Genomic DNA, 23,132 nt, shown 5'->3' on the forward strand with positions numbered 1-23,132 from the left:
GAAATCCGCCGGTCAGCAGCGCGGGCTCAGCCCGGCTCGACGACGGCTCCATAGGCTTCGGCCAGCGCCACCGCGCCTGCCACGTCGAGCTTGGTGTCCTTCAACACCGCGGCCTTGAGGTCCACGGCCTCGAGGCGTGCACCCCGAAGGTCGGCACCCTCGAACCGGGTCCCCCGCAGCGTGGCGTACGACAGGTCCACATCGCGCAGCACCGCGTCGGTCAGGATCGCGTCCGACAGGTCGGACTCCTCCAACCGCACGCCGGTCAGGTCCACGCCAGACAGGTCTTCGCCGCGCGCCACGACACCCCGCCACAACCCGCCCGACACCTTCAACGGCCTCAGGGTGCACTCGAGGAACACGGTTCCACTCAGCTTGCACCCGTCGAGCACCGCCGAGAACAACGACGTCCGCCGGAACTGACACCCCACGAACGCCGACGCACGATGCTCCGACGCGTTGAGCTTGCAGTTGTGAAACGCGCACTCCTCGAACACCGCACCATCGCTGCGCGCCTCGGTGAGGTCGACATCTCGGAACTCGCAGCGCAGATACCGCTCCTTGCCGAACTCTTTGCCATACCAGTCGAGCCCGGCGAACTTCTGATCCGCGTACTCCTCCATGCGACCTCACCCTAGGCGCACCTACCGACAGTCAGGGCATGCCGGCCACCTCGCAGATCTCGTCGACCAGCCCAGCCTCGTCCCGCACAGAGTCGGGCAGCCCCCGAGCGGCGAACCAGCCGCCGATGTTCTGCACGTCCCGCCGGACGAACTCCCGTCCCTGCGGGTTCGACACGATGTCGACGACCTGGGGCAGGTCGATCAGGATCAGCTCGCCCTTGTGGACGAGGACGTTGTACGCCGAGAGGTCGCCGTGCGTCCATCCCTGCCGCCCGATCGCCTCCAGCCCTTCGACGAGCTGCTCCCACAGGTCGACCAGCTCCGACTCCGACGGATCGGTCTGCGCCAGCCGCGGTGCGGCTGTCCCGTCGGAGGTGCCGATGAACTCCATCATCACCTCCGTACCGATCCGCTGCACCGGGTATGGCACCGGTGCACCCGCCGACCACAACGTCGACAACACGTCGAACTCGGCGATCGCCCACCGCTGCGCGATCAGGTTGCGACCGAACGCGGACCGTTTCTCCATCGCTCGCATCTCGCGGGACGCACGTACGCGACGCCCCTCGAGGTAGCTCGCGTCGCGGTGGAAGTTGCGGTGATCGGCAGCCCGATACCGCTTGAGCGCCATCAACGTCGCCGCTTCGGTCTCGGGCAGCGAACGTTCCAGCAGATAGACCTCGGCCTCCTTGCCGGTTTTCAGGACTCCGAGCTCCCGATCGACAGCCGCCAGCTCGGTGATCACCCATTCGGGCATCGGCTCCGGACCACGGGCTTCGGCGTCGTCCCAGCTGGACCACTTCAGGCCCTCGCCAGGCCCGTCGTCGGTCGTGCCGACCGCCTCGCGTTCCTCGGCCAGCCGTTCACGGGCTTCCTCAGTGAGCCGGCCACGTGCATGTGACTCGGCCCGGTCCGGCTCCCTGCGCCCGATCCGGCTCTGCACAGGTGCGTCGAGCTCGTCGTAGAGCTCGTCGATTTCGTCGAGATTTCCAGAATGACGAACGCCTGACGTCAGCAGACGCTCGAGGTCGCGCTTGCGCAACGCGGTTTCTCCTTGGGGATTTCGCACCCCCACCGAGGAGCCTCTGCGCTTAGAGGATGCTCCGGGAGAGGTGCTGACATGGACGGACGAAGACGCCGTCTCTGACAGTCGTCGACATGTCGCACCTCCTCATGAGCAATGAACAGCCGGGCCCGCAGAGTAACCCGATCAGCGGGAAGTTTGCACTAGGACCAACCGCGCGCGCAACCGATTTATTCGTAGACCTCTCAGCCGGAGACCACGCGGGCACCACTGACCGGCCCGGTCGCGGTCGTGACCGAGCTGCACAGTCCCGAGCTGGACAGGCGTACGGCCAGGTCGAGCGCGTGATCGCCGGTGCGCGCCAGGAACACGCAGGTCGGCCCGGAGCCGGAGACCATCGCGCCGAGCGCGCCGTGTTCCTCACCCTCGGCCAGCAGGCGAGCCAGCGTGGGCCGCAGGCGTACGGCGACCGGCTGCAGGTCGTTGACCAGCGTCTGGCCGAGCCGGGCGACGTCGCCGGTACGCAGCGCCGCCAGCAGGTCGGCCGGCACCTTCGGCGAGGCGACCGGCTCGTCGCCGCGCTGCTTGTCGAGCTCGGCGTAGACCTGCGGCGTCGACATGCCGTTGGAGGCCAGCGCGATCACCCAGGAGTAGCTGCCGCGGACCAGCGCGGGCGTGACCAGCTCGCCGTGCCCGGAGCCAACGGCGATGCCGCCGAGCACGCAGAACGGCACGTCGGAGCCGAGCTCTCCGGCCAGCCCGAGGAGTTCGGCGCGGTCGAGGCCGGTACGCCACAGTGCGTCGCACGCGACCAGCGCGGCGGCCGCGTCGCTGCTGCCGCCGGCCATGCCGCCGGCGACCGGGATGCCCTTGTGGATCTGCAGGTGCACGCCGTCCGACACGCCACAACGATCGGCGAGCAGGCGGGCGGCCCGGATCGCGAGGTTGTCGGAACCGTCGGGTACCTCGGCGGCGTTCGGCCCGGTCGTGGTGACCGTGAGGGTCCCGTCGGGTACGGACTCGGCCGCCACGTCGTCGTACAGCCCGACCGCCTGGTAGACGCTCGCCAGCTCGTGGAAGCCGTCACTGCGCAGTGGTCCGACGACCAGAGCGAGATTGATCTTCGCCGGCGTACGCACGATCACGCGGCTCATGTCAGCACCCCCACCTCGACCAGACGCTCCGCGATCCGGGCGAAGTCTGCCACGTCGAGTTGCTCACCTCGTGCGGACGGGTCGACGCCGGCCTCGCGGAGGGCGGTCTCGGCCTGCGGGCCGGAACCCGCGAGCGCCGAGAGCGCGGCCCGCAGTGTCTTCCTGCGCTGCGCGAACGCGGCGTCGACGACCGTGAACACCTGCTTACGCCCGGCGGCGGTCGTCGGCGGGTCGGTACGGGTGAACGCCACCAGGCCGGAGTCGACCCTCGGCGCCGGCCAGAACACGTTGCGCCCGACCAGCCCGGCCTGGCGCACGGTGCCGTACCAGCGGGCCTTGACGCTCGGCACGCCGTAGACCTTCGAGCCGGGCGCGGCGGCGAGGCGTTCGGCGACCTCGAGCTGCACCATGACCAGCGCGCGGCGCAGGCTCGGGAGCTCCTCGAGCACGCGCAACAGCACAGGAACGGCCACGTTGTACGGAAGGTTGGCGACGAGCAGCGTCGGCTCGCGCGGACCGGGGAGCGGCGGGAGCTTGACGGCGTCGGCCCGGACGACGGTGAGGTTGCCGTGCTGGGCCGGCGCGAACCGCCGGATCGTGGCCGGCAGCGCGTCGGCGAGCGCCTGGTCGATCTCGACGGCGATGACGTGGCCGGCGTTCTCGAGCAGGCCGAGCGTGAGCGAGCCCAGGCCGGGGCCGATCTCCAGCACGACGTCCTGCTCGCCGACCTCGGCGGTCCGGACGATCCGGCGGATGGTGTTGGGGTCGGTGACGAAGTTCTGGCCGCGCTGCTTGGTCGGGCGGATGCCCAGCTCGTCGGCCAGCGAACGGACCTCTGCCGGGCCGAGCAGGCGGGGAGTTCCGGTGCCGGCGGAGGTGTGCGGGGCCTCGTTCACATCCGAACGTTATCCGCCCGCACGGACAGTGCCGGCAAGGACCACGCGTGCGGCGCCTCTGAAACGCAGCGGGGCGCCCGAGGCTGGTTTCCCAGCCGCGGGCGCCCACAGCGTTCTGCTCTTGTCAGCTCTACCGAGCGACGGCCTGGCCGGCCGCTCGTCAGCTGTAGAGCCGGCTACCGCACACCGGCCACGGGTTGGAGCCCTCGCGCTGGTACAGCAGCTTCGCGCGATAGGTCTGCTCACCCGCGCCGTAGTCGGTCGGAGTACCGGAGCCGCCCACCGAGTGCCACGTACTGATCGTGAACTGGTAGAGCCCGTAGTACCCGGCCGGGTTGTAGGCGTCCGGGTTGCCGCTCGACTCGCAGTCGGCCAGCGCGGACCAGTTCAGGCTGTCGACGCCCCCACCAACGGGGCCACCTCCGCCGTCACCGTTGCCTCCGCCGTCGCTCTGCGGACGTTCCTTGGTGCCGTACCGGACGATCTGGTCGACCGGCTTCTTGACCCACTTCTCCGAGGTCACCGTGACCTTGGTCCGGCGGCCGTCCAGGTAGAGCACCTGGAGGACCTGAGCCTTGAGGCCCTTCTGGCCGGACCGCTCGGTCTTGGTCGTGCCCTTGTACAGGGACGAATCGGACTTGCGGACCTTCTTGTAGCCGACCGGGACGTTGCGCTTCTGCGCCTTGACGTCCACCCGGGTGACCGCGAGGACCGAGCCGTCGTAGACCCGGGCCGCGAGTCCCGGCTTCAGCCGGTCGTCGGCGTCGACCTTGACGTTCGCGTCGTTGAGGGCTTCCCCGACGGTCACCGCGGTCGTCTGGAGCGGCGTCGAGCGGCGGTCGTGCTTCACCGTGACGTGCTTCAGCGTGCGGATGTCGAGAGTCATGCCCCTCCGGCCGATCCCCGCGCTCCGGCTGGCCGACAGCTTGGCGCCGTCGTACCGCAGGTTGAGCTCGGAGAACGCCTGGTCGACGTTCAGTGCTGTGACCCAATGTGTCCGTTTCTGACCGTCGACGGTCAGCGACAGCGGACGCGCGTAACGGACCACGATTCGGGTGCCGTCGGAAACGCTTGCAGCAGGGACTGGGGCCACCAGATCACGTGATGCCAGGTTGATGCTCTGATCAGCCAAAACATCCGACACATTGCTGCCGAACGTGTGAATCGTGCGATCTTTACCATCCACGGAAAGTGTGACGGCTTTATCGATACTTGCATAAGCGGCGGCGCCAATGCTTAATGCGCCGACCATTCCGATGCAGGCTGCACCGATGATGATCCCCTTGCGGGAAAATGCAGTACGCACAGTGCTCCGATGCTTGCACTTTCCGGGTACGGATTCCGGGCCTGCACACGAAACGAAGCCCTCCGCTCCCAACTCGGCTACCCCGACGAGCTATTGAACGAAAAGGCTTCTAGTGCACTGCCCGGGATTTAAGTTCCGATCCCGGCCAACGTCACGGGACCATAACGGGCGCTTTATGGGTGCGCAAGTCGATCAAGAAGAAATGCCGGGTAAAAACACCGTCCGTAGATGTAATCCATCTCACAGTCGGGGGCGGTTTATCCGATTTTTACCAGCCGCCAAAGACACTTTCCGTAGTCGTAGTCAATTCACTACAGAGCTCGGACTCGCCTATTTCTTTCACTTGTGTTAAGTAACGCACAGTGAGAGGGAGCAGGTAGCTGGCGTTCGTCCGGCCGCGATGAGGCGTCGGCGTGAGATACGGAGCGTCAGTCTCGACCATGATTCGTGACGTCGGGACTACACTGAGTGCCTGGCGGAGTGAATTCGCGTTCTTGAAGGTCACCGTTCCGGCGAACGAGAGGTAGAAACCGCGCCGGACGCACTCGCGAGCGAATTGGACATCTCCGGAGAAACAGTGCATAACTACGCGGTCGGGGGGCCCTGCGTCATCGAGGACCTTGAGGATGTCGGCGTGGGCGTCGCGATCATGGATCACAAGTACCTTGTCGTGCCGCTTGGCGAGCTCGATGTGGGCCCGGAACGCGTCTTGTTGGGCCGTGTGACCTGCGGGTTTGGTCCAGTAGTAGTCGAGCCCGGTCTCGCCGACGGCGCGTACGCGAGGGCTGGATCCGGCGAGCTGGTCGATCTCGTTCAGCGCGTCGTCCAGCTGTCCGGCGGCGACGAAGTCACCGATCTCGCTCGGATGCAGGGCGACGCCGGCGACCAGCTGGGGGTGGCGATCGGCCGCCTGGACGGCCCAGCGGGCGGCCGGCAGGTCGCAGCCGATCTGGACGATCCGGGACACACCGACGCTCGCGGCGAGCTCCAGCGCCTCCTCGACGGGCAGCGGCGGCTCGCCGTCCCGGCCGGAGTCGAGGTGACAGTGCGAGTCGATGACCGTGCCTGCCAAGGGCTCCGGTAGCGGCGGCCGCTCACTCATGCGCCGCCCACCCTCGGTCCGCCGCGAATGACCACGTTAACCACGCAATCAGCGGGTTAACCACGCCCCGGCGCGTGGCGAAGCACCTACTGGCGTGGCGAAGCGCAGAGGCCGCGACTCCGCCGCGCGGCCCTAATGACCACGTTAACCAGCCAAACACGTGGTTAACGTGGTCATTCGCAGGCCGCGCGGCGGTGCTGGTGGTCATGAGGCGTCGGGGTCCTCGACGCGCGGGAACAGCGCGTCGCCCTTGGTCACGTGGGCCCCCGCCGGCAGCTGGCCCCAGGTGCCCGCGTCCTGCGCCCGTTGGGTGCTCAGCTTGCCAATCGCCTGCTCAGCGCCCAGTTGCGTCCACAGCGACTCCGCCGTCTTCGGCATCACCGGGTTGTGCAGGACCGCGATCGCACGCAGCGACTCGGCCGCCGTGTAGAGGATCGTCGCCAGCCGGTCCCGGGCCTCCGGGTCCTTCGCGACCTTCCACGGCTCCTGCTCGGTGACGTAGACGTTCACCGCGTCGACGAACGCGTCGACCGCGGCCAGCCCGTCGTGGAAGCGCAGTGCCAGCATCGCCTCGTCCGCCGTCTTCACGGTCTCCGCGAGCTTCGTCGCCAGCGTCTCCTCGGCCGGCCCGACATCGGTCGCCTCGGGCAGCGCGCCGTCGAAGTAGCGGCCGACCATCGCCGCCACTCGCGACGCGAGGTTGCCGAGCCCGTTCGCGAGCTCCGAGGTGTACACAGCGTGCAGGTGCTCCCAGGAGAACGACCCGTCGGAGCCGAACTGGATCGCGCGCAGGAAGTAGTAACGCAGCGCGTCCGAACCGAAGACGTCGACGATCTGGCTCGGGTGAATTCCGGTGAGCTTGGTCTTGCTCATTTTCTCGCCGCCGACCAACAGCCAGCCATGCGCGAAAACCTTGCGAGGCAACGGAAGTCCGGCCGCCATCAGCATCGCCGGCCAGATCACCGCATGAAAGCGAACGATGTCCTTACCGACGAAATGCACGTCGGCCGGCCAGGTTCGTTCGAACGTCAACGGGTCGGCGCGATATCCCGCGGCCGTGACGTAGTTGAGCAGTGCGTCGATCCAGACGTACAACACGTGTTCGTCGTCCCAGGGCACCGGAATACCCCAGTTGAATGTCGACCGGGTGATCGAGAGGTCCTGCAATCCCTGTCGTACAAAGGAAACGATCTCGTTGCGGGCGCTCTCCGGCTCGATGAACTCCGGGTGTTCCTCATAATAGGCGAGCAGCTTGTCGGTGTATTGGGAGAGCCGGAAGAAGTAATTCGTCTCCTGAATGATCTCGACCGGACGGCCGTGGATCGGGCAGAGCTTCTCGCCGTTCTCACCGTCGAGCAGCTCGGACGGGAGCTTGAACTCCTCGCACGAGACGCAGTACGGGCCCTCGTAGTTGCCCTGGTAGACCTCGCCCGCGTCGTCGAGGTGCTGCCAGAACTCGCGTACGCGTTCGGTGTGGCGGCGCTCGGTCGTACGGATGAAGTCGTCGTTGCTGGCGTCGATGACGTCGAGCACGGGGACCCACTCCGTGCGCACCAGCTGGTCGCACCACTCCCGCGGCGACATGCCGTGCGCCTCGGCGGTGCGCATGACCTTCTGGCCGTGCTCGTCGGTCCCGGTCAGGAACCAGGTCGACTCGCCGCGCTGCCGGTGCCATCTCGCGAGCACGTCCGCGGCGATCGTCGTGTAGGCGTGCCCGATGTGCGGGGCATCATTGACGTAGTAGATGGGCGTCGTGATGTAGAACGCCTTGCGGTGCTCGTGGTCCAGCGGCATGGTCCCCGATCCTAAAGAATCTGTGTATGACTGAATCCGGTGCCTCGGCACAACGGCCCACTCCGGCCCAAGTCATCCGCGCCGCCGTCGCCTCGTGGGGCGAGGCGGAGCTGGTCGCTGAGTGCGCCACCCTCGTCCTTGACCGTTCCTGGCGGGACAAACCCGACCTGCTGGTGGCGATCACGAACGGCGGCGGTGAGATGGCGCTGAACGGCACCTGGGGCAACGCCGGCTACTGGACGCGGACCTGGGCGCTGCGGGTGATGCTGTACGCCTGGGCGCCAGCCGGTGAGCCGGCGGTGCTCGCCGGCTTGTCCGACGAGCACTGGCGGGTGCGGGAGATGGCGGGCAAGGTGGCGGCGCTGCGGGAGCTCGGCGCGGCGGCGGAGGCGGTCGCCGCGCTGACGTCCGACCCGACACCGCGGGTCCGGGCGGTCGCGGCGCGGGCTTTGGCGGTCATCGGGGAGGCCGAGCACGCCGCGCCGTTGCGTGCGCTGCTCGAGGACCCCGAGCCGTCGGTGCGTACCCAGGCTTCGAGGGCGCTGCGGCGCATGTCCGAACGCCTCGACCGCGACCTCACGGGCCGCGACTGAGCCGCGAGTCAGAACCGGTTGTCGGTGTTGACCAGCAGACCTTTGCCGTCAGCGGTCTCGATCAGGCCCAACGTGTGGCGTTCGCTGGACGTCCGGCCGCTGTTCATGACGAAGCGGACCGTGCCGGTGACGGTCTTGCTCGAGGGGTTCGCGCGCAGGTTGGAGACGCTGACGCTCCGCACCGACGACCACCAGGTGGTGTACGAGCGGAAGCCCTGGGCCTGCAGCTTGGGGCCGAGCCAGTTCCAGGCCTCCTGCTGCCGGTTGGGGAGCAGGGCGTAGTAGTCGGACACGCGCGCGGTCATCGCGTCCGCCCGCATCGGCGAGCCGGGCGGGGTGGCGGGCGGCGTGGTCGGCTTCGGCTCCTTGGTCGGGGTTTGCTTGTTGGTCGGCTGCTCGGACGGCTGCGGCTTTTTGGCCTTCGCGGTTTCCTTGGGCTCCACGGGCGTGTTCTGCGTGGTCTCCGTCGGACCGGCGTTGAGGTCGCGGTCACGGTTGCCGAGCAGAAGGTACGACCCCAGGCCGGCGACGGCCAGCATGAACGCACACGCGGCGATCAGCACGATGCCGCGCTTCCGCAACCGGCCTCGGCGCGGATCCGGTAGCGGCTGGTCGTCGTACTGGTCGCTGCCCAGGTCGAGCCCGCCTGGCGGAGCCGCAGGGGCGAGCGTCTCGTAACGTTCGGCTGGCTCAGCGGGCGCCTCGGAGACCGACGGCTGCTCTCCCGCCGGGGCGGATCTCCGAACATCCGACGATCCGAACAGCCATTCGTCGCGCTCCCACGCCTGGTCTGTGGACCAGGGCTTGTCCGAGGATTCGCTGTACCGAGCCGTCGACCCTCCAGTAGCCGCCACCCCGGGCCGCGCGGCGTCCTCGCCATCGCCAGTGTCGATGTTCGCGCTGTCCCCCGCTGCTTCATCGGACGCCGCGCCAAGCTCGGCCTCGCCGGCCGAGCTCGGTTCGGCAGCTCCAGCGGCTGCCCCACCCACGTCGGCGTCGTCGCCGGCAGCCGGTCCAGGGCCCCCTGCCTCGTCACCGGCATCCGCGTCGGCCTGAGCCGATCCGGCGTCCAGTTCGGCCGCGTCGTCCGCATCATCAGCGGCAGCACCGGCATCCGTACCGGCTGCATCGGCGTCGGCGTCCACCGGTCCATCGGCCTCCAACTCCGGTGCGCCATCCGTTCCATCATCATCGGCACCCGCTTCGGCCGAGTCAGGCTCAGCCTCACCGGCTCGGGTACCGGCCTCCGCCGATCCGGCATCCAGCTCCGCCGCGGCATCCGCTCCACCAGCACCAGTGCCCGCTTCGGCAACCCCGGCCAGTCCGGCGGCGTCCGGCTCCGGCGAGTTGGCGACGACCGGCTGCTCCACGACCTTGGTCTTGTCGGGCGCGTCGGTTATCGCGTCGTTCTCTTCGGTGTTCGGCTCGGCGATCAGTACCGGTACGTTCGAGATCGTCCCCGCGATCGTCGACAGCATGGCCCGGGTCTGCCGCATGGTCGGCCGCATGATGGGGTCGCGCGACAGCATCCGGAGCAGGACGTGCTCCAGTTCGCCCGCGTGTACCGGCCGCTGCACCTCCTGCGAGGCGATCCGCCCCAGGAGTACCAGCGGGTTGTCGTCCGTACCGAACGGCGGCATGCCCTCGACCGCGTAATACAGCGTCGCGCCCAGCGACCAGACGTCCGTCGCCGAGGTCGGGCCGGTGATTCCGCGGGCCAGCTCGGGGGCGAAGTAGGCCGGCGTGCCGGTCACCAGTCCCGTCGCGGTCAGCGTCGCGTCGTCGTTGCCGCGCGCGATGCCGAAGTCCGTGATCTTCGCCCGGCCGTCCTCTGTGATCAGGATGTTGGAAGGCTTCACGTCCCGGTGGACGATCTCCAGCCGGTGCGCCTCGGCCAGCGCGCCCGCGATCTGCGCGCCCAGCGCCGCCGCCTGCTTCGGCGAGATCCCGCCCTGCTCGCGTACGACCTCGGCGAGAGTACGTGACCGTACGTACTCCATCACGAGCCACGGGTCACCGTCATGCACCGCGACGTCGTAGACCGCGACGGCATTCGGATGATTCAGCCGGGCCGCGATCCGCCCCTCACGCATGGCGCGCTGGCGCGCGATCTCGGCCGCCTCGCCGAAACGCTGGTCTGTGTGCGACACCTGTTTGACCGCGACCTCGCGACGCAACTTCTCGTCGCGCGCGAGCCATACCGTGCCCTGCGCTCCAGCACCGAGCTGGCGCACGACCGTGTAGCGGTCGACAAGCACGCGCGGGCCACCCATTGAACCTCTCGCCTCCCCAAAGGTTCGCGAACATCTGTAGACACCCGGCAACGGCGTCCGTCGACTATGGACGGCAACGCAGCCGGAGTGGTTGCCTGGCGCCGCTCTCCGCCCCTGCCGCCAAGCCGCACACAAGGCTAAACGAGCAAGCCCAGCTTGCGTTCACTGCCGGTGCGCGACGGCGGCGTTGTAGACCGTACGTCGCGGAACGCCCAGCTCAGCGGCGACCTCGGCCACCGCGTCCCGCTTCGTGGCACCGGCCTCGACGCGCTCTTCCACCAAGCGGGCCAGCTGCTCACCGCTCAGCTCCTCGGCCGCGGCGCGCGCCGGGGCGCCACCCACGACGACCGTGATCTCGCCACGTACGCCACCGTCCGCCCACTCGACGAGCGCGGCGAGCGAGTCGCGGCGTACCTCTTCATAGGTCTTGGTGAGCTCGCGGCAGACCGCGGCCGGCCGGTCGGCGCCGAACGCCTCGGCCATCGCGCGCAGGGACTCCGCCAGCCGGTGCGGCGCCTCGAAGAAGACCATCGTGCGTTCCTCGGCCGCCAGCGCCCGCAGCCGCGTCGAGCGCCCGCCGCCCTTACGCGGGAGGAAGCCCTCGAAGCAGAACCGGTCGACCGGCAGCCCGGACAGCGCGAGGGCGGTCAGTACGGCCGACGGACCGGGTACGGCCGTGATGTGGATGCCGGCCTCGATCGCGGCGCTGACCAGGCGATATCCGGGATCCGACACCGACGGCATGCCCGCGTCGGTGACCAGGACGACCCGCTTGCCATCCTCCAGCTCGGCGAGGAGCTGCTCGGTACGGCGCGCCTCGTTGCCCTCGAAGTAGGAGAGGACGCGACCGCGTACGACCACGCCCAGCCGGTCGGCCAGCCGCTGCAGCCGGCGGGTGTCCTCGGCCGCGACCACGTCCGCCTCCGCAAGCTCGGAACCGAGCCGGGGGGCCGCGTCGTCGATCGAACCGATCGGGGTTCCCGCGAGTACCAGCACACCTTCGGACACCCCGTCATCCTTCCAGGCAGGAGTGGGGTGGGCCCGGGCGGCCGCGCGCCACGTGGGCCGGATGAGTGCAGACATCCATAGGCGAGATCCGTACGATGGCCCGCGTGACGACGACCGCAGACGAGTTGGAGCCGCGTGCCGACGCGCCTGAGCCGCGGCCGCGCCCGATGCCCAAAGAGGTTGCCGTAATGGGTCGCGACACCGACGGCCGGCCGTTGCCGCCGTTGCGTGAACGACTGAGCCCGGCGATGCCGTCGGACCGTTTCCTCGGCTGGCTGGTGCCGCTGTTCATCGCCGCGTTCGCCGGTGTCGTCCGGTTCTGGCACCTCGGCTATCCGGCGAAGTTCGTCTTCGACGAGACGTACTACCCCAAGGACGCCTGGAGCCTGCTGCAGTTCGGCGTGGAGCGGCAGTACGTCGAGAAGGCCAACGACATGATCCTCGGGGGCAACCTCAACGAGGGTCAGCTCTTCCAGGGCGCGTCGTTCGTAGTCCACCCGCCGGCGGGGAAGTGGGTGATCGCGCTCGGCGAGTGGCTGTTCGGCATGAACCCGTTCGGCTGGCGGGTGGCCGTCGCGCTGCTCGGCACGCTGTCGGTGCTGCTGCTCGCGCGGATCGTACGCCGGATGACGCGTTCGACGCTGATGGGCTCGATCGCCGGTCTGCTGCTGGCGCTGGACGGGCTGCACTTCGTCGAGAGCCGGATCGCGCTGATCGACCTGCCGCTGATGTTCTGGGTGATCGCGGCGTTCGGCTGCCTGCTTCTGGACCGCGACTGGATGCGACGGCGGCTAGCGCTTGCCGCGGAGCCGCTCGGCCGCTTCTCCATGCCTGGCGGGTGGGGGCCGGGGTTGCTGTGGCGCCCCTGGCGCCTGGCTGCGGGCGTGTGCTTCGGGCTGGCGGTCGCGACGAAGTGGAACGCGCTGTTCGTAATCGCGGCGTTCGGCTTGCTGACGTGGTTCTGGGACCTGGGCGCGCGGCGAGCCGTGGGCGCGGTGCTGACGGTGGAGAACGCGCTGCGTGCCATCCGCGACGCTGTGCTGGCGTTCGTGACGATCGTGGTCTCGTCCGTCGTCGTCTACCTCGCGTCCTGGTCGGGGTGGTTCGCCACCAGCGACGGCTGGGACCGGCAGTGGGCGTCGTCGGCGGGCGGTGGGTACGCCGGCGTACTGGGGCTGCTTCCGGCGCCGCTGCAGTCGCTGCTGCACTACCACGCGGAAATCTGGAACTTCCACACGACGCTGCACGAAAGCCATCCGTACGCGTCCAACCCGTCGGGCTGGATGATCATCGCGCGGCCCGTGGCCTTCTACTGGGTCGAGAACATCGGGCCGTCGCAGGGCTGCAAGACCAACAACTGCGTCCAGGAGATCCTCGGCATCGGCACTCCGGCGCTGTGGTGGGCGGGCGTGGCCGCACTCGTCGCCTGCCTGGTGATCTGGATCGCCCAGCGCGACTGGCGCTTCGGCGTCCCGGTGATCGGCGTGGCGGCGACCTGGCTGCCGTGGTTCATGTACGCCGACCGGCCGATCTTCTACTTCTACGCGGTCGTGATCCTGCCGTTCATGGTGATCGCGGTGACGCTGGTGCTGGGGAAGATCCTCGGACCGTCGGACGCGTCTCCGAACCGCCGCATGTGGGGCGCGGCTGTCGTCGGGGGCTTCCTGCTGCTGGTGCTGCTGAACTTCGCGTACCTCTATCCGATCCTGTCCAGCGAGGTGATTCCGAAGGAAGCCTGGCTGGACCGGATGTGGTTCCGCTCCTGGTCGTAGGCGGGTTTAATCGCAAGACTTTCTTGCCTTTCGGGTGACATCATCGACGGGTATGGAGAGTCGAATTAATTTGTTGCGGTGGCAGCTTGAGGTGGCGTATTCTTTGTTGGAATTGCACTTGTCCGATTTGACGGATGAGGAATATTTCTGGCAGCCCGCGCCACGCTGCTGGACCGTACGCAAGTCCCCTTCAGGGCGCTGGGTGGCCGACTGGGAGGTGCCCGAGCCAACGCCGGCACCTGCGCCAACCATCGCCTGGCTGACCTGGCACGTTGGGTCGTGGTGGACGAGCGCTTACGACCACTCGTTCGGTGCCGGGACGCTTCGACGCGAGGACGTCGACTGGCCCGGCTCCACCGAGGCGACGGTTGACTGGTTGCGCATGTGCAAAATGCAGTGGACGTGTGGACTAGAATCTATTTCGGATTCCGAACTTGATTCTTCCGAGCGGAGCCAATGGTTTATGCGCGGCACAAAGCCTTTCGGACACGTGGTCGCCTGGGCCAACACCGAACTCATGAAGAACACGGCGGAAATCGGCTACGTCCGCCATCTGCACGACGCCGTCACTGAGGTCGCCTAGTTCCCCCACGCCGAGATCAGCCACGCCAGATCGGTCTCGGCCGTGTGTCGCGCGGCCTTGGCTCGGGTGAAGAAGCAGCGATAGCCGATCTGGAGTGAAGCAGGAGGGCGTGCCGGATGCCGAACATGAGGTGGCGCAAGAGCAGCTACAGCAGCGGCGGTGGAACGAACTGCGTAGAAACCGCGTCACTCGGCAGCCAAATCGCAATCCACGACAGCAAGGACCCAACTGGCGCCGCCCTCAACTTCCCGGCCGCATCCTTCTTCGCCTTCACGTCCGCCCTACGCGACGGTCGCCTCTAGCCGTTCCTGCGCTTCGGCGAGCAGCATCTCTTCGACGGTCAGCGTGCCGACGAGCTCAAGCAGCAGGGGACCCATCAGTGCAGTGTCCTCGCCCGTGAGCCCCTGCAACGCCTCCCGATCACCCAGGACTCCCCATAGCAATCGCTCAGCGATCCGGGCATCGAGGTCCTCTGCATTCGATGGCTGCCTTGCCCGAACATCGCCCACGAACCGAATGATGTCCGCTCGTGTCGCCCTCGGCCCAAACTTGCGCCAAGCCGCTTGCTGGAACGTCGCCTTGAAGAACAGGCCATATGCGTCGGCGGCATCTTCTCGATCGATCTGTCGAAGCAGACTGGCATGCGCTTCCAGATCACGCGCCAGGAGAGCCCGCACCGCTGCCACGTGGACTTCAGACACCATTTCCTCAGCTCATAATCTCATCCGTCAAGCCGCGAACCTTCGTCAGGAAGGCATCCAGGCCCGGCTCGTCGAGACCTTGCTCCTCAAGCAAGAAGAAGAGGAGCATCATCTGGTGTTCAGCTTCGGTGTTGAAGTCGATGCCGTCAGTTGACCCCTTGCCGAAGACCCACAAGACAAGCCGCTCCGCGACACCGGGATCGATCCTTCCTCCCGGATCTTGACTGGCACGAAGATCAGCGATCCACTCGACCATGTCACCGCGCGTCTTGCCCCGGAACTGAGCCCTCACCGCCTCGGTGAAGGCCACCAGAAGCAGCCGAAAGTAGCCCTCCTTCTCTCCACCGTCGACCAAGGAGGACCAAATGCGGTCGTATTCCTCGCGGTCCTCGGTCAGGAAGGCTCGTAGGGTCGCCACCTGCTCGTCAGTTGTCGCCATCGGGCCGATCTCCTCTCGACTGCCTGAGCTCGTTGAACTGCTTGCGAATGAACTGAGCAGTTCGTTCCGACCCTATCCAGGCGAGCACGGACAACGGAGCCAACAGGCCGAGATCCGGAGAGCCTTGGGTCTGCGCGTTGACCGCTGGCTCGTTGGGTGTGCCGACGTAGGCACCAGTCGCCTTGGGCCTGTCTTGCACAGCCTCCCAAGCGGTTTGACCGAGCCCTTTGCCGGAGTCCTGTAAACCCTCGATGAACTCCTGCGAGCTTGCCTTGTCCCGCACACGGTCGTAGGTCGGCTTGTCATCATCGTCGAACACCTCAGTGAGGTCTTGCCCACTGGGGTCGTCGGGGATGGGCTTGTTGGAGGGTGGGACGTCGTGGACCTTGTCGCCCTTGCCCTCGTAGGCGAGGCGCTTGGGATCGTCCGTCGAACCGGTTTGCCCAACGACGAGGAGCGTGCCGCGCGGATGCTTCGGGTCGTAGGCCTCGAAGTCGATGTCTGCCGGCCCGGACTTGTCATCCTGGCTGATCGCCGTGGCCAGACCCGCCGCCGATGTGCGCTCCACGTTCTGACCGGCGGTTGCCCTCGGCGCCTCAGCCGGCGCCGCGACCTCGGCCGGCCGATCGGGATGATCGTCCCTGCCCGGTGTTTCCAAGCTCCCCATGTGCCCACCCGTATCCCTGGCTGCCCCGTCCACGCTCACCATAACAGCCCATCACGTACCGTCACCGTCGAAGGCGTGGTCACCCAAGATGAGGTACCCGTCAGCCCAGGGAGCCCCCACCTCCGCGAGCATGCGCCGGACGGCGGCTGGCCAGTCCGCCTCGTCTCGGCGGAGGTCGATCGACGATTCCAGGGCTGACACCGGAGCCGTGCCGAACACCAGGTTGTTGGCGCGATCGTCGTCCAGGGCCTCCAGCCTCATCCGGCGTACCTCCTCCAGTTGTTCGGTCGCCTCCTTGGCGGTGAACGTCCGGTTCAACGCCGCCATCCAGTGGCGCAGCCGAGGGTGGGGCGGCATGTCGCCTTGTTCCGCGCGGACTCGGAGGAGCAGGACCCTGAACTGCGGCTCCCAGACGTACGGTTCGGCCAGCCAGGCCCACTCGACCGGCGTCTCGCACTCGGGCGGCTGGTTCTCGACCAGCGCGGTGAGTACGCCCGCCATGTGCTCGGCGAAGGCCGCCGGGCTCATCTGCTTCACAAGTGCACTGCTCCGCGCCGCCACCGCCTCGTCGACGGCGTATGCGAGCGCGCAGGCGATGACCTTGGACTCCGGCGTACGACCCAGCAGATCGCGCACGCCCGAGGGAACGTCCGGCGTGGCGGCGCCCACCAGATGGGCGATCACGGCGATCTCGGCCCACCAGCGCACCAGCGGGTTGTCCTCGACCAGCCGCTGGCCACGCACCATGTCGGCCAAGGTCGTGGCGGTCAGCCCGTAGTCAGCCTGACAGCGCCCGGTGAACGGCTGGACGATGCCGCGGGCGTCCAGGGTCGCCGACGAGCCCGAAGTCTCCACCGACGTGCCGTCCGGCATGCGGACGAGCAGCGGCTGGTCCATGCCGTCCGAGAAGACGCCGGCGGTGCCCGGCTCCAGCGTCACCAGGTACGCCGACTGCGCCGCCGACAGGTTCATCGTCGCCCCCACCGCGTCGCGGTCGTCGCGCGCCGGCAGGCGGTGGACGATCTTGACCGCGGTGTTCTTGATGACGTCCGGGATGAGCTTGGCCGGGATCTGCTCCGCCACCACCAGGCCCTCGCCGTACGCCCGCACCTCGGCCAGCAGCGACGCGAACATCTCGACGGCCTGAGCCGCCGCACCATGGCCCTCGGTGCGACGCAGCAACCGGTGCGCCTCCTCGATCACCGTCAGGTGCCGCAGGCCGCCGCCCTCGAACGCCGCCGAGCGCTGCGCCACCCGCAAATGCTCGGTCAGCGCGATCAGCACTGTGCCGATGATGAAGCTCTTGTCGCGGTCGTCGCCGACGTCCTCGATCTCGAGAACGACGTTGCTACGCAGGAGTTTCCCGATGTCGAACGGGTGCCCGCCCTCCAAGAACCGTCCAGTCGTTCCCAGCCGCAACGACGCCAGCCGCACCCGCACGAAGCCACGGACGTTGTCGGCCACCTCCCGTCCGTACCCGATGTCCTCCACCACCTGCAGCGCCGTCTGCTCCAAATCGGACAGCGTCGGATACCGCGGCGTGTGCGACCGATCCAACGGCTCCCCGAGAGCCACATCCCAGCCCTGCAAGGTGTACGCCTTCGTCAGCGCCGCCGACAGCACTTGCGGGAACGGCTCGTCCGCCTCGAAAGCCGCCAAGAACAAGGCCCGGACGAGGTCCAGGTGCGTCTGTAACGGAAAGCCGGAAGCGGGCCGCAGCGGGTCGATCCCAGCCGCGATCGCGGAGGCGTCCCCCGGACGCACGACGATCACCGAGTGCGACGGCAGCCGCGCCGCCATCCGGGCGTACTCCGCCTTCGCCGGCTCCAGCACCAGCCACGGAACCCCTTGTTTCGTTGCCTCTTCGAGCAGATGCCGTACGGTCTGCGACTTGCCCGCACCCGTCGCGCCGCAGACGAACGTGTGCCGGTTCAAGCTGGACAGCGGCAGCCGCAGCCCGCTGGACGGGCGCAACGCGTGGTCGAGCACCGAACCGATCTGTACACCGTCGCTCCCGGTCTCACGTGACTCGGCCGTTACGTCGAACTCCGACTGCAGCACCAGCCGGATCCCCGGCACCTCCCGCGTCGGCGTGCGCGCCATCGACGCGACCAGCTCCGCCCCCGCCAGGAACGCCGAGCCCTTGGTCGCGGCGATGTCAGTGACCGTCGCCCCTGGCGCCAGGGTGTACGGACGTCCGGTCAGGTCGACCGACGCCACGGTCAGCCCGGCCACCTGCTTCGAGGCGGCCGCGTCCACCCCGCCGGCCCACGCCCCGACCCACCACAAGCCGGACGACTCGGCCTCGCGCAGCTCGCGGTGCCAGGCCCGGACCCGCTCGTACTCCACACCCCGGTTCGGGTCCGACTCGGCGAAGCGCCGATGCTCCCGCACCTGGTCAGCCGCGGCCCGGATCGCCTCGGTCAGCTCACCGCGCCGGACGGGAGCGGCGAACACCGCCAGCGCGAACGGCGCGTCCCATACCGCCAGCAGCCCGGACTCGAGCGACGGCCGCCGCCCGGCGGCGTCGCGGTCGCGCTCACGTTCGGACGTCAGCCGCAGCTCGTCGAACCGGCCGGTGAGCGACGTCCACGCGCCGAAACCCGCCAGCCGTTCGGCCGGCGCGGGAGCGGCCACCGGCTTGGTACGGGCGGACAGCGGGAACACCGAGCGCCCCAGCCCGAGCAGCTCCACCGGCCCGCCACTCGGCGGCCGCACCCACAGCAAGCCCACCGGCTCCGCACCCGAATGGAACGCCGCGGTCAGCAGCGCCAGCCGCTCCAGCCCGAACGGATCGGCCGGCAGCACCTGACCCTCGGGAACGTACGGCCGCGGCAGCTCGACGACCCGCACCATCGGCGCCGAGCCGACCCAGCCAAGCCACGGCGCACCCGAGTCCGGCCCAGAATCCGGCACAGCGTCTCCTCATTCGACGGTCGGTGAGTCCCCGTCCCTTTTACCCGAACGAGGACAGCGGAGGGGTAACGGCCCACCGGATGCCGGACCCCGCGATTTGCGGCTACCGCAAATCGCGGCCGTCGCGAAAGCCTTCGACCTCACCGTCAGGGCTCGGCGAAACGTCGTAGCCGTCTCCGGCCGTCCAGGCAAGCAGCACACGCTCGAAGCGCCCCAATGCGAACGAGAAGAAGGGCTTCCCGAGCCAGGTGATGAACGCCAACGGCTGCCGGAGGTCCTCCTCCCACCGCACGACACAACGCCCGGTGCCGTACGGCGCGACCTCGAACGTCCCAGTCCCGCGCAGCACCTTGCCGTCGTGCCGCATCACGCAGCGGAGCGGCGGATCCCACTCGACGATCTCCATCGGATCGGCAACAGCGACCGGCCCGACGCCCGTCACCGCCTCGATCCGGGTGCCGATGCCCGCGCCCACTTCCGGCTCCGACAGCACCCGGACCTCCGTCAGCGGCATCCAGCTGCCCTGGCTCTTCCAGTCGACCAGCGCCTCCCACACCTCTTCAGCAGGCGCGGCGATCTCGCGTACGGCAACGACCTTCATGCCGCCCAGTACATCACTTCGCATCCGTCCCGGCACCCCATGCGGCCAACCCTTCGCTGGAGAGGATCGTGTCGAAGGCCGCGTCGGCGGCGCCGGTCAACGGGCCCGCCGCGCCAAGTCGCGAGGTGACCAGCGGCGGCGGATCGGTACGGCGGAAGCGCATCAGGCCGGCGCGGTAGCTCGCCCGCAACTGCTCCGGCGCGGTCTCCGACAGGCCGATCGCCAGCCCGGACAGGCTTACGAGGTCCGGATCGAGTGCGTTGACCAGCCCTGCGATGCCCCGGCCAAGCCAATGGGCGGCAGTCCCGGCCGCGGAACGAGCGGCCGGGTCGGTCGCCGCCGCAAGCAGGACCCGTTCGGCCTTCGTACGTGGATCACGCGGTGGCGGTTCACCCAGGGAGCGCGCCATCGCCCGCCCGTCGACCGTCAGGTCCCAACAGCCGAAGGCGCCGCACTGACAGCGCAACGACGAATCGCCGAACGGCATGTGCCCGAACTCGCCGCCCGCGCCGGTCGCGCCGTCGATCGGCACGCCATCCACGACCAGGACGCCCCCGAGGCCCACCTCGACGGTGAGGTGCAGCACGACCCGCGCGTCCGCACCCACGCCCCGGCGTGCCTCGGCCAGTCCGGCGAGCGTCGCGTCGTTGCCGACCAGCAACGTGGTTTCTGCCTGTGGACGCAGCGTTTCGAGGCTGACGTCACGCCAGCGCAGGTTCGTCGCCTGGACCAGGCCGGCGCCACGCACAGTGCCGGCGACAGCAACCGAGACCGCCTGCAGCCGTGCGCCGTAGCGACGCCAGCAGGCCCGCACCTCTCGGCGAAGCTCCGCGAGGACGTCGGCCGCCTTCCTGCTCGCATGCCGGCCCGCACGATCCTCTACGAGCGCGCCACCGAGCTCCACCGCGGCCACCCGCCAACGCTCGTGACTGATCTCGACCGCGCAGACCAGCGGCCCGCCCGGATGCGCCACCAGCACGGGCGAAGGCCGTCCCCGCGCTCCAGTCGGCTCGGGATTGCCCTCCGCGACCAGCCGCAGATCCTTCAGCCGGCCCGTGATCTCGGTGGCCGAGCCGCTGCTGATGCCGAGCGCCCGCGCCGCCTCCGACCGCGTCGAGCCGGGGTTCGCGTGCACGTGCCGCAGCACGGCCAGCGCACCCTGCCGGCGCAGGGTTGTCGCGCTGTGAACGGATGACTGCATGGTGGCATTCTGACGCAGGTCTATTTTCCTCGTACGACGAGTATATTTGATCCATGAAGCGGACCCTCGAAACCGTCGGCATGTACGGCACGTACGGCTGCCTCGGTTACGTCCTCGCCGGGCTCGGCGCGATCCTGCCCGAGCTGAGGGCCGAGCGTGACCTGCCGCGCGCCGAGGCCGCTTTGTACCCTTCGGGTTTCGCGGTTGGACTGCTCGTCGTCGGGCTGTTCGGACACTGGATCACCGAACGCCTCGGCCGGTTCGCCGTACCCGCGGCGCTGGCCTGCCTCGCCGTCGGCACAGCCGTTCTCGCGACCGGAAGCAGCCGGATCGACAGCGGTGCGGGCGCACTCGCGCTGGGCCTGGGCGGCGCCGGACTCGTGCTCGTCGTACCCGCGAAGTTGCGCGCCCTCCACGGCGACGCCAACAGCACGGTCGCCATCGGCGAGGCCAACAGCGTCTCGAGTACAGCCTCGGTGCTCGCGCCCCTGGTCATCGGCGCCGCGCTGGCCACCGGACTGGGCTGGCGGGCGGGCTTCGCCGGCCTCCCGCTGGTGGCTGCCGTCGTCGTACTCGCCGTGCTCTTCGGCGCGAAGCCGCAGCCCATTCCCGCCGGAAACGCCGACCCGGCGGCCGGCGAGTCGGCGGCCGGTCGCGCGCCTCGGCCGTTCCTGGGGTGGTGGCTGTTGCTCGTCCTCGCGGTCGCCGCGGAGTTCTGCATGATGTTCTGGGCCGCGGACTACCTGCGTACGGTCAAGGACCTGCCCGCCACGCTCGCGACCGGCGCCTCGGCCGGATTCCTGCTCGGCATGGCGATCGGCCGGGCAGGCATCGGTGTCGCGATCCGTCTGTCCGGCCATCCGCTACGCCTGCTGGTCGCCGGCGCCACGGTCGCGATCGCGGGGGTCCTGGTGTTCTGGGCCGCACCGCTGCCGCTGCTCTCGGTCGCCGGGCTGGTGGTCACCGGCCTCGGCATCGCGCTGCTCTATCCCGTCGCGCTGGGCCAGGCGGTGGCCAGCTGGCCGTCGCACCCGGCACGCGCGTCCGCACGGTGCGCGCTCGCCTCCGGAGCCGCGATCGGCTCGGCCCCGCTCCTCCTCGGCGCCCTCGCCGACGCGACGGGCATCCGCACGGCGTTCCTGATCGCGCCAGGCCTGCTCGCGCTCTTTCTGTTCGCCGTCACGCAACGCCTGGCAAAGGCCGTACCGGCACGGTGAGGTCCGAAGCCCGCCAGCCTGGAACGCAGGAGGCTGGTGGAGTCGGTGGACGTGTCCATCGCAACCACGAGCCCGCGAACGGGCTACGCCTCGGTCGTCACCATCGCGGTCGGGATCTTCTCGATCGTCACTACGGAGATCCTTCCGATCGGGTTGCTCTCCCCCATCGCGCGGACGTTCGACATCTCCAAGGGGACGGCGGGGATCATGATGACGATTCCCGGTCTGGTCGCCGCCGTTGCCGCGCCGGTGTTCACGGTCGCTACGGCGCGGCTCGACCGGCGGACGATGCTCGCCGTGTTGATGGTCGGGCTGGCGGTGTCCGATCTGCTCGCGGCCTTGGCGCCGACTTACGAGGTGATGTTGTTCGCCAGGGTTCTGGTGGGGTGTGTGATCGGTGGCTTCTGGTCGATCGGGTCGGGGCTGTCGGCCCGGCTGGTGCCTGAACGCTCGGTGGGCCTGGCTACCGCCGTGATCTTCTCGGCGGTGCCGCTCGGCTCCGTGCTGGGCGTACCCGCTGGGACCCTGATCGGTCATGTCGCCGGCTGGCGGACGGCGTTCGTCGTCATGACGGTGTTCACGGCTGGCTGCCTGGTCGCGCTGTTGTGCTCGGTACCGCCGTTGCCGGCTGAGCGGCCGGCGAGCCTGCAGGCGATCCGCGGCCTGCTCGGCCAGCCCATAATCCGACGAGGACTGGTCGTGACCGTTCTCGTCGTGGTCGCCCACTTCGGGACCTACACGTACGTGACCCCGCTGCTCCAACAGGTCGGCCGAGTGGACGACGACCGGATCAGCGCGTTCTTACTGGTCTACGGCGTCGCCGGAACGGCCGGGAACTTCCTTGCGGGACTGACGATCAGCCGGAGGCTGCGGGCTACGTTCGCGGTGAGCGCGACACTGATCGCACTCGCCACGCTGCTGTCCACCGTCATGGAGTCCAACGCGGCGCTCGTCTTCCTGGTGATCTGGGGGCTCGCCTACGGCGCGGTGCCGGTCTGCTCCGGAGCCTGGTTCGCCGCCGCGGCCCCCGAGGCGCGGGAGGCGGCCACGATCCTGTTCGTCTCCTCCTTCCAGGCCTCGCTTTCGGCCGGCGCCCTGCTCGGCGGCCTCGTAGTCGACCACACGACGCTGCGGACGACCGTGCTCCTCGGCGGGACGCTGGCTCTCCTCGCCACCGTGGTCCTCACCGCTCCGCCACGTCGACGGCGATCCGGATTTGCGGAAACGCGGCGGTGAACAGAGTTCGCCAGCGCTCTGTCTGG

Annotated in this window: 21 protein-coding genes; 6 read left to right on the forward strand and 15 right to left on the reverse strand. The window is 68.7% G+C overall.

Annotated features, from left to right (window positions below):
- Positions 1–26: 26 nt before the first annotated feature.
- The 7 genes from ACYVF6_RS37065 to metG all read right to left on the reverse strand — a co-directional run bounded on the left by ACYVF6_RS37065 (position 27) and on the right by metG (position 7,899).
- Positions 27–623, reverse strand: coding sequence for a pentapeptide repeat-containing protein (locus ACYVF6_RS37065; protein ID WP_460528500.1), 597 nt, complete (start codon positions 621–623; stop codon positions 27–29).
- A gap of 31 nt (positions 624–654) precedes the next feature.
- On the reverse strand, positions 655–1,665 hold the full coding sequence (locus ACYVF6_RS37070) for a serine protein kinase RIO (RefSeq protein ID WP_460528502.1): 1,011 nt from the start codon (positions 1,663–1,665) through the stop codon (positions 655–657).
- A gap of 227 nt (positions 1,666–1,892) precedes the next feature.
- A complete protein-coding gene (locus ACYVF6_RS37075; RefSeq protein WP_460528504.1) occupies positions 1,893–2,801 on the reverse strand; it encodes a 4-(cytidine 5'-diphospho)-2-C-methyl-D-erythritol kinase in 909 nt (302 codons plus the stop codon).
- On the reverse strand, positions 2,798–3,697 hold the full coding sequence (gene rsmA, locus ACYVF6_RS37080) for a ribosomal RNA small subunit methyltransferase A (RefSeq protein ID WP_460528506.1): 900 nt from the start codon (positions 3,695–3,697) through the stop codon (positions 2,798–2,800). The genes ACYVF6_RS37075 and rsmA overlap by 4 nt, the downstream gene beginning before the upstream one ends.
- A 160-nt stretch (positions 3,698–3,857) precedes the next feature.
- Positions 3,858–5,003, reverse strand: a complete 1,146-nt coding sequence (locus ACYVF6_RS37085; RefSeq protein WP_460528508.1) for a ubiquitin-like domain-containing protein — start codon at positions 5,001–5,003, stop codon at positions 3,858–3,860.
- 268 nt (positions 5,004–5,271) lie between these two features.
- Complete coding sequence (locus ACYVF6_RS37090) at positions 5,272–6,105, reverse strand: TatD family hydrolase (protein ID WP_460528510.1); 834 nt, start codon at positions 6,103–6,105, stop codon at positions 5,272–5,274.
- Positions 6,106–6,309: 204 nt separating this feature from the next.
- The gene (metG, locus tag ACYVF6_RS37095; RefSeq protein ID WP_460528512.1) at positions 6,310–7,899 is read right to left on the reverse strand and encodes a methionine--tRNA ligase; all 1,590 of its coding nucleotides are present in this window, start codon (positions 7,897–7,899) and stop codon (positions 6,310–6,312) included.
- A 26-nt stretch (positions 7,900–7,925) separates the two neighbouring features.
- Between metG and ACYVF6_RS37100 the strand changes: the two genes are divergently transcribed.
- On the forward strand, positions 7,926–8,492 hold the full coding sequence (locus ACYVF6_RS37100; protein WP_460528515.1) for a HEAT repeat domain-containing protein: 567 nt from the start codon (positions 7,926–7,928) through the stop codon (positions 8,490–8,492).
- A gap of 8 nt (positions 8,493–8,500) precedes the next feature.
- Here the strand turns inward: ACYVF6_RS37100 and ACYVF6_RS37105 are convergent, their stop codons facing one another.
- Together ACYVF6_RS37105 and rsmI are read right to left on the reverse strand one after the other, a co-directional pair.
- A complete protein-coding gene (locus tag ACYVF6_RS37105; RefSeq protein ID WP_460528517.1) occupies positions 8,501–10,750 on the reverse strand; it encodes a serine/threonine-protein kinase in 2,250 nt (749 codons plus the stop codon).
- 177 nt (positions 10,751–10,927) lie between these two features.
- On the reverse strand, positions 10,928–11,773 hold the full coding sequence (gene rsmI / locus ACYVF6_RS37110) for a 16S rRNA (cytidine(1402)-2'-O)-methyltransferase (RefSeq protein ID WP_460528519.1): 846 nt from the start codon (positions 11,771–11,773) through the stop codon (positions 10,928–10,930).
- Between the two features lie 104 nt (positions 11,774–11,877).
- Between rsmI and ACYVF6_RS37115 the strand changes: the two genes are divergently transcribed.
- From ACYVF6_RS37115 to ACYVF6_RS37125, 3 genes are all read left to right on the forward strand, one after another.
- Complete coding sequence (locus ACYVF6_RS37115) at positions 11,878–13,545, forward strand: dolichyl-phosphate-mannose--protein mannosyltransferase (RefSeq protein ID WP_460528522.1); 1,668 nt, start codon at positions 11,878–11,880, stop codon at positions 13,543–13,545.
- A gap of 52 nt (positions 13,546–13,597) precedes the next feature.
- Positions 13,598–14,128: a DinB family protein gene (locus tag ACYVF6_RS37120; RefSeq protein ID WP_460528524.1), complete on the forward strand. Its 531-nt coding sequence runs from the start codon at positions 13,598–13,600 to the stop codon at positions 14,126–14,128.
- 125 nt (positions 14,129–14,253) lie between these two features.
- Complete coding sequence (locus ACYVF6_RS37125; RefSeq protein ID WP_460528689.1) at positions 14,254–14,430, forward strand: DUF397 domain-containing protein; 177 nt, start codon at positions 14,254–14,256, stop codon at positions 14,428–14,430.
- Here ACYVF6_RS37125 and ACYVF6_RS37130 read toward each other — a convergent pair.
- The 6 genes from ACYVF6_RS37130 to ACYVF6_RS37155 all read right to left on the reverse strand — a co-directional run bounded on the left by ACYVF6_RS37130 (position 14,410) and on the right by ACYVF6_RS37155 (position 20,653).
- A complete protein-coding gene (locus tag ACYVF6_RS37130; RefSeq protein ID WP_460528526.1) occupies positions 14,410–14,832 on the reverse strand; it encodes a hypothetical protein in 423 nt (140 codons plus the stop codon). The genes ACYVF6_RS37125 and ACYVF6_RS37130 overlap by 21 nt on opposite strands.
- Positions 14,833–14,836: 4 nt before the next feature.
- The gene (locus tag ACYVF6_RS37135; RefSeq protein WP_460528528.1) at positions 14,837–15,268 is read right to left on the reverse strand and encodes a hypothetical protein; all 432 of its coding nucleotides are present in this window, start codon (positions 15,266–15,268) and stop codon (positions 14,837–14,839) included.
- Entirely contained in the window at positions 15,255–15,968 is a 714-nt protein-coding gene (locus ACYVF6_RS37140) for a hypothetical protein (protein WP_460528530.1), read from the reverse strand. The genes ACYVF6_RS37135 and ACYVF6_RS37140 overlap by 14 nt, the downstream gene beginning before the upstream one ends.
- 18 nt (positions 15,969–15,986) lie before the next feature.
- The gene (locus ACYVF6_RS37145) at positions 15,987–18,851 is read right to left on the reverse strand and encodes an ATP-binding protein (protein ID WP_460528532.1); all 2,865 of its coding nucleotides are present in this window, start codon (positions 18,849–18,851) and stop codon (positions 15,987–15,989) included.
- Between the two features lie 103 nt (positions 18,852–18,954).
- The gene (locus tag ACYVF6_RS37150; protein ID WP_460528534.1) at positions 18,955–19,476 is read right to left on the reverse strand and encodes an SRPBCC family protein; all 522 of its coding nucleotides are present in this window, start codon (positions 19,474–19,476) and stop codon (positions 18,955–18,957) included.
- Positions 19,466–20,653 (reverse strand): ROK family transcriptional regulator, encoded by a 1,188-nt coding sequence (locus ACYVF6_RS37155; RefSeq protein WP_460528536.1) that lies wholly within the window; start codon positions 20,651–20,653, stop codon positions 19,466–19,468. Before ACYVF6_RS37155 ends, ACYVF6_RS37150 begins: the two co-directional genes overlap by 11 nt.
- Before the next feature lie 53 nt (positions 20,654–20,706).
- Between ACYVF6_RS37155 and ACYVF6_RS37160 the strand changes: the two genes are divergently transcribed.
- On the forward strand, positions 20,707–21,870 hold the full coding sequence (locus tag ACYVF6_RS37160) for an MFS transporter (protein ID WP_460528538.1): 1,164 nt from the start codon (positions 20,707–20,709) through the stop codon (positions 21,868–21,870).
- Between the two features lie 51 nt (positions 21,871–21,921).
- Positions 21,922–23,106: an MFS transporter gene (locus tag ACYVF6_RS37165; RefSeq protein ID WP_460528540.1), complete on the forward strand. Its 1,185-nt coding sequence runs from the start codon at positions 21,922–21,924 to the stop codon at positions 23,104–23,106.
- Positions 23,107–23,132: the final 26 nt, after the last annotated feature.

This window comes from Flindersiella endophytica (assembly GCF_054779015.1).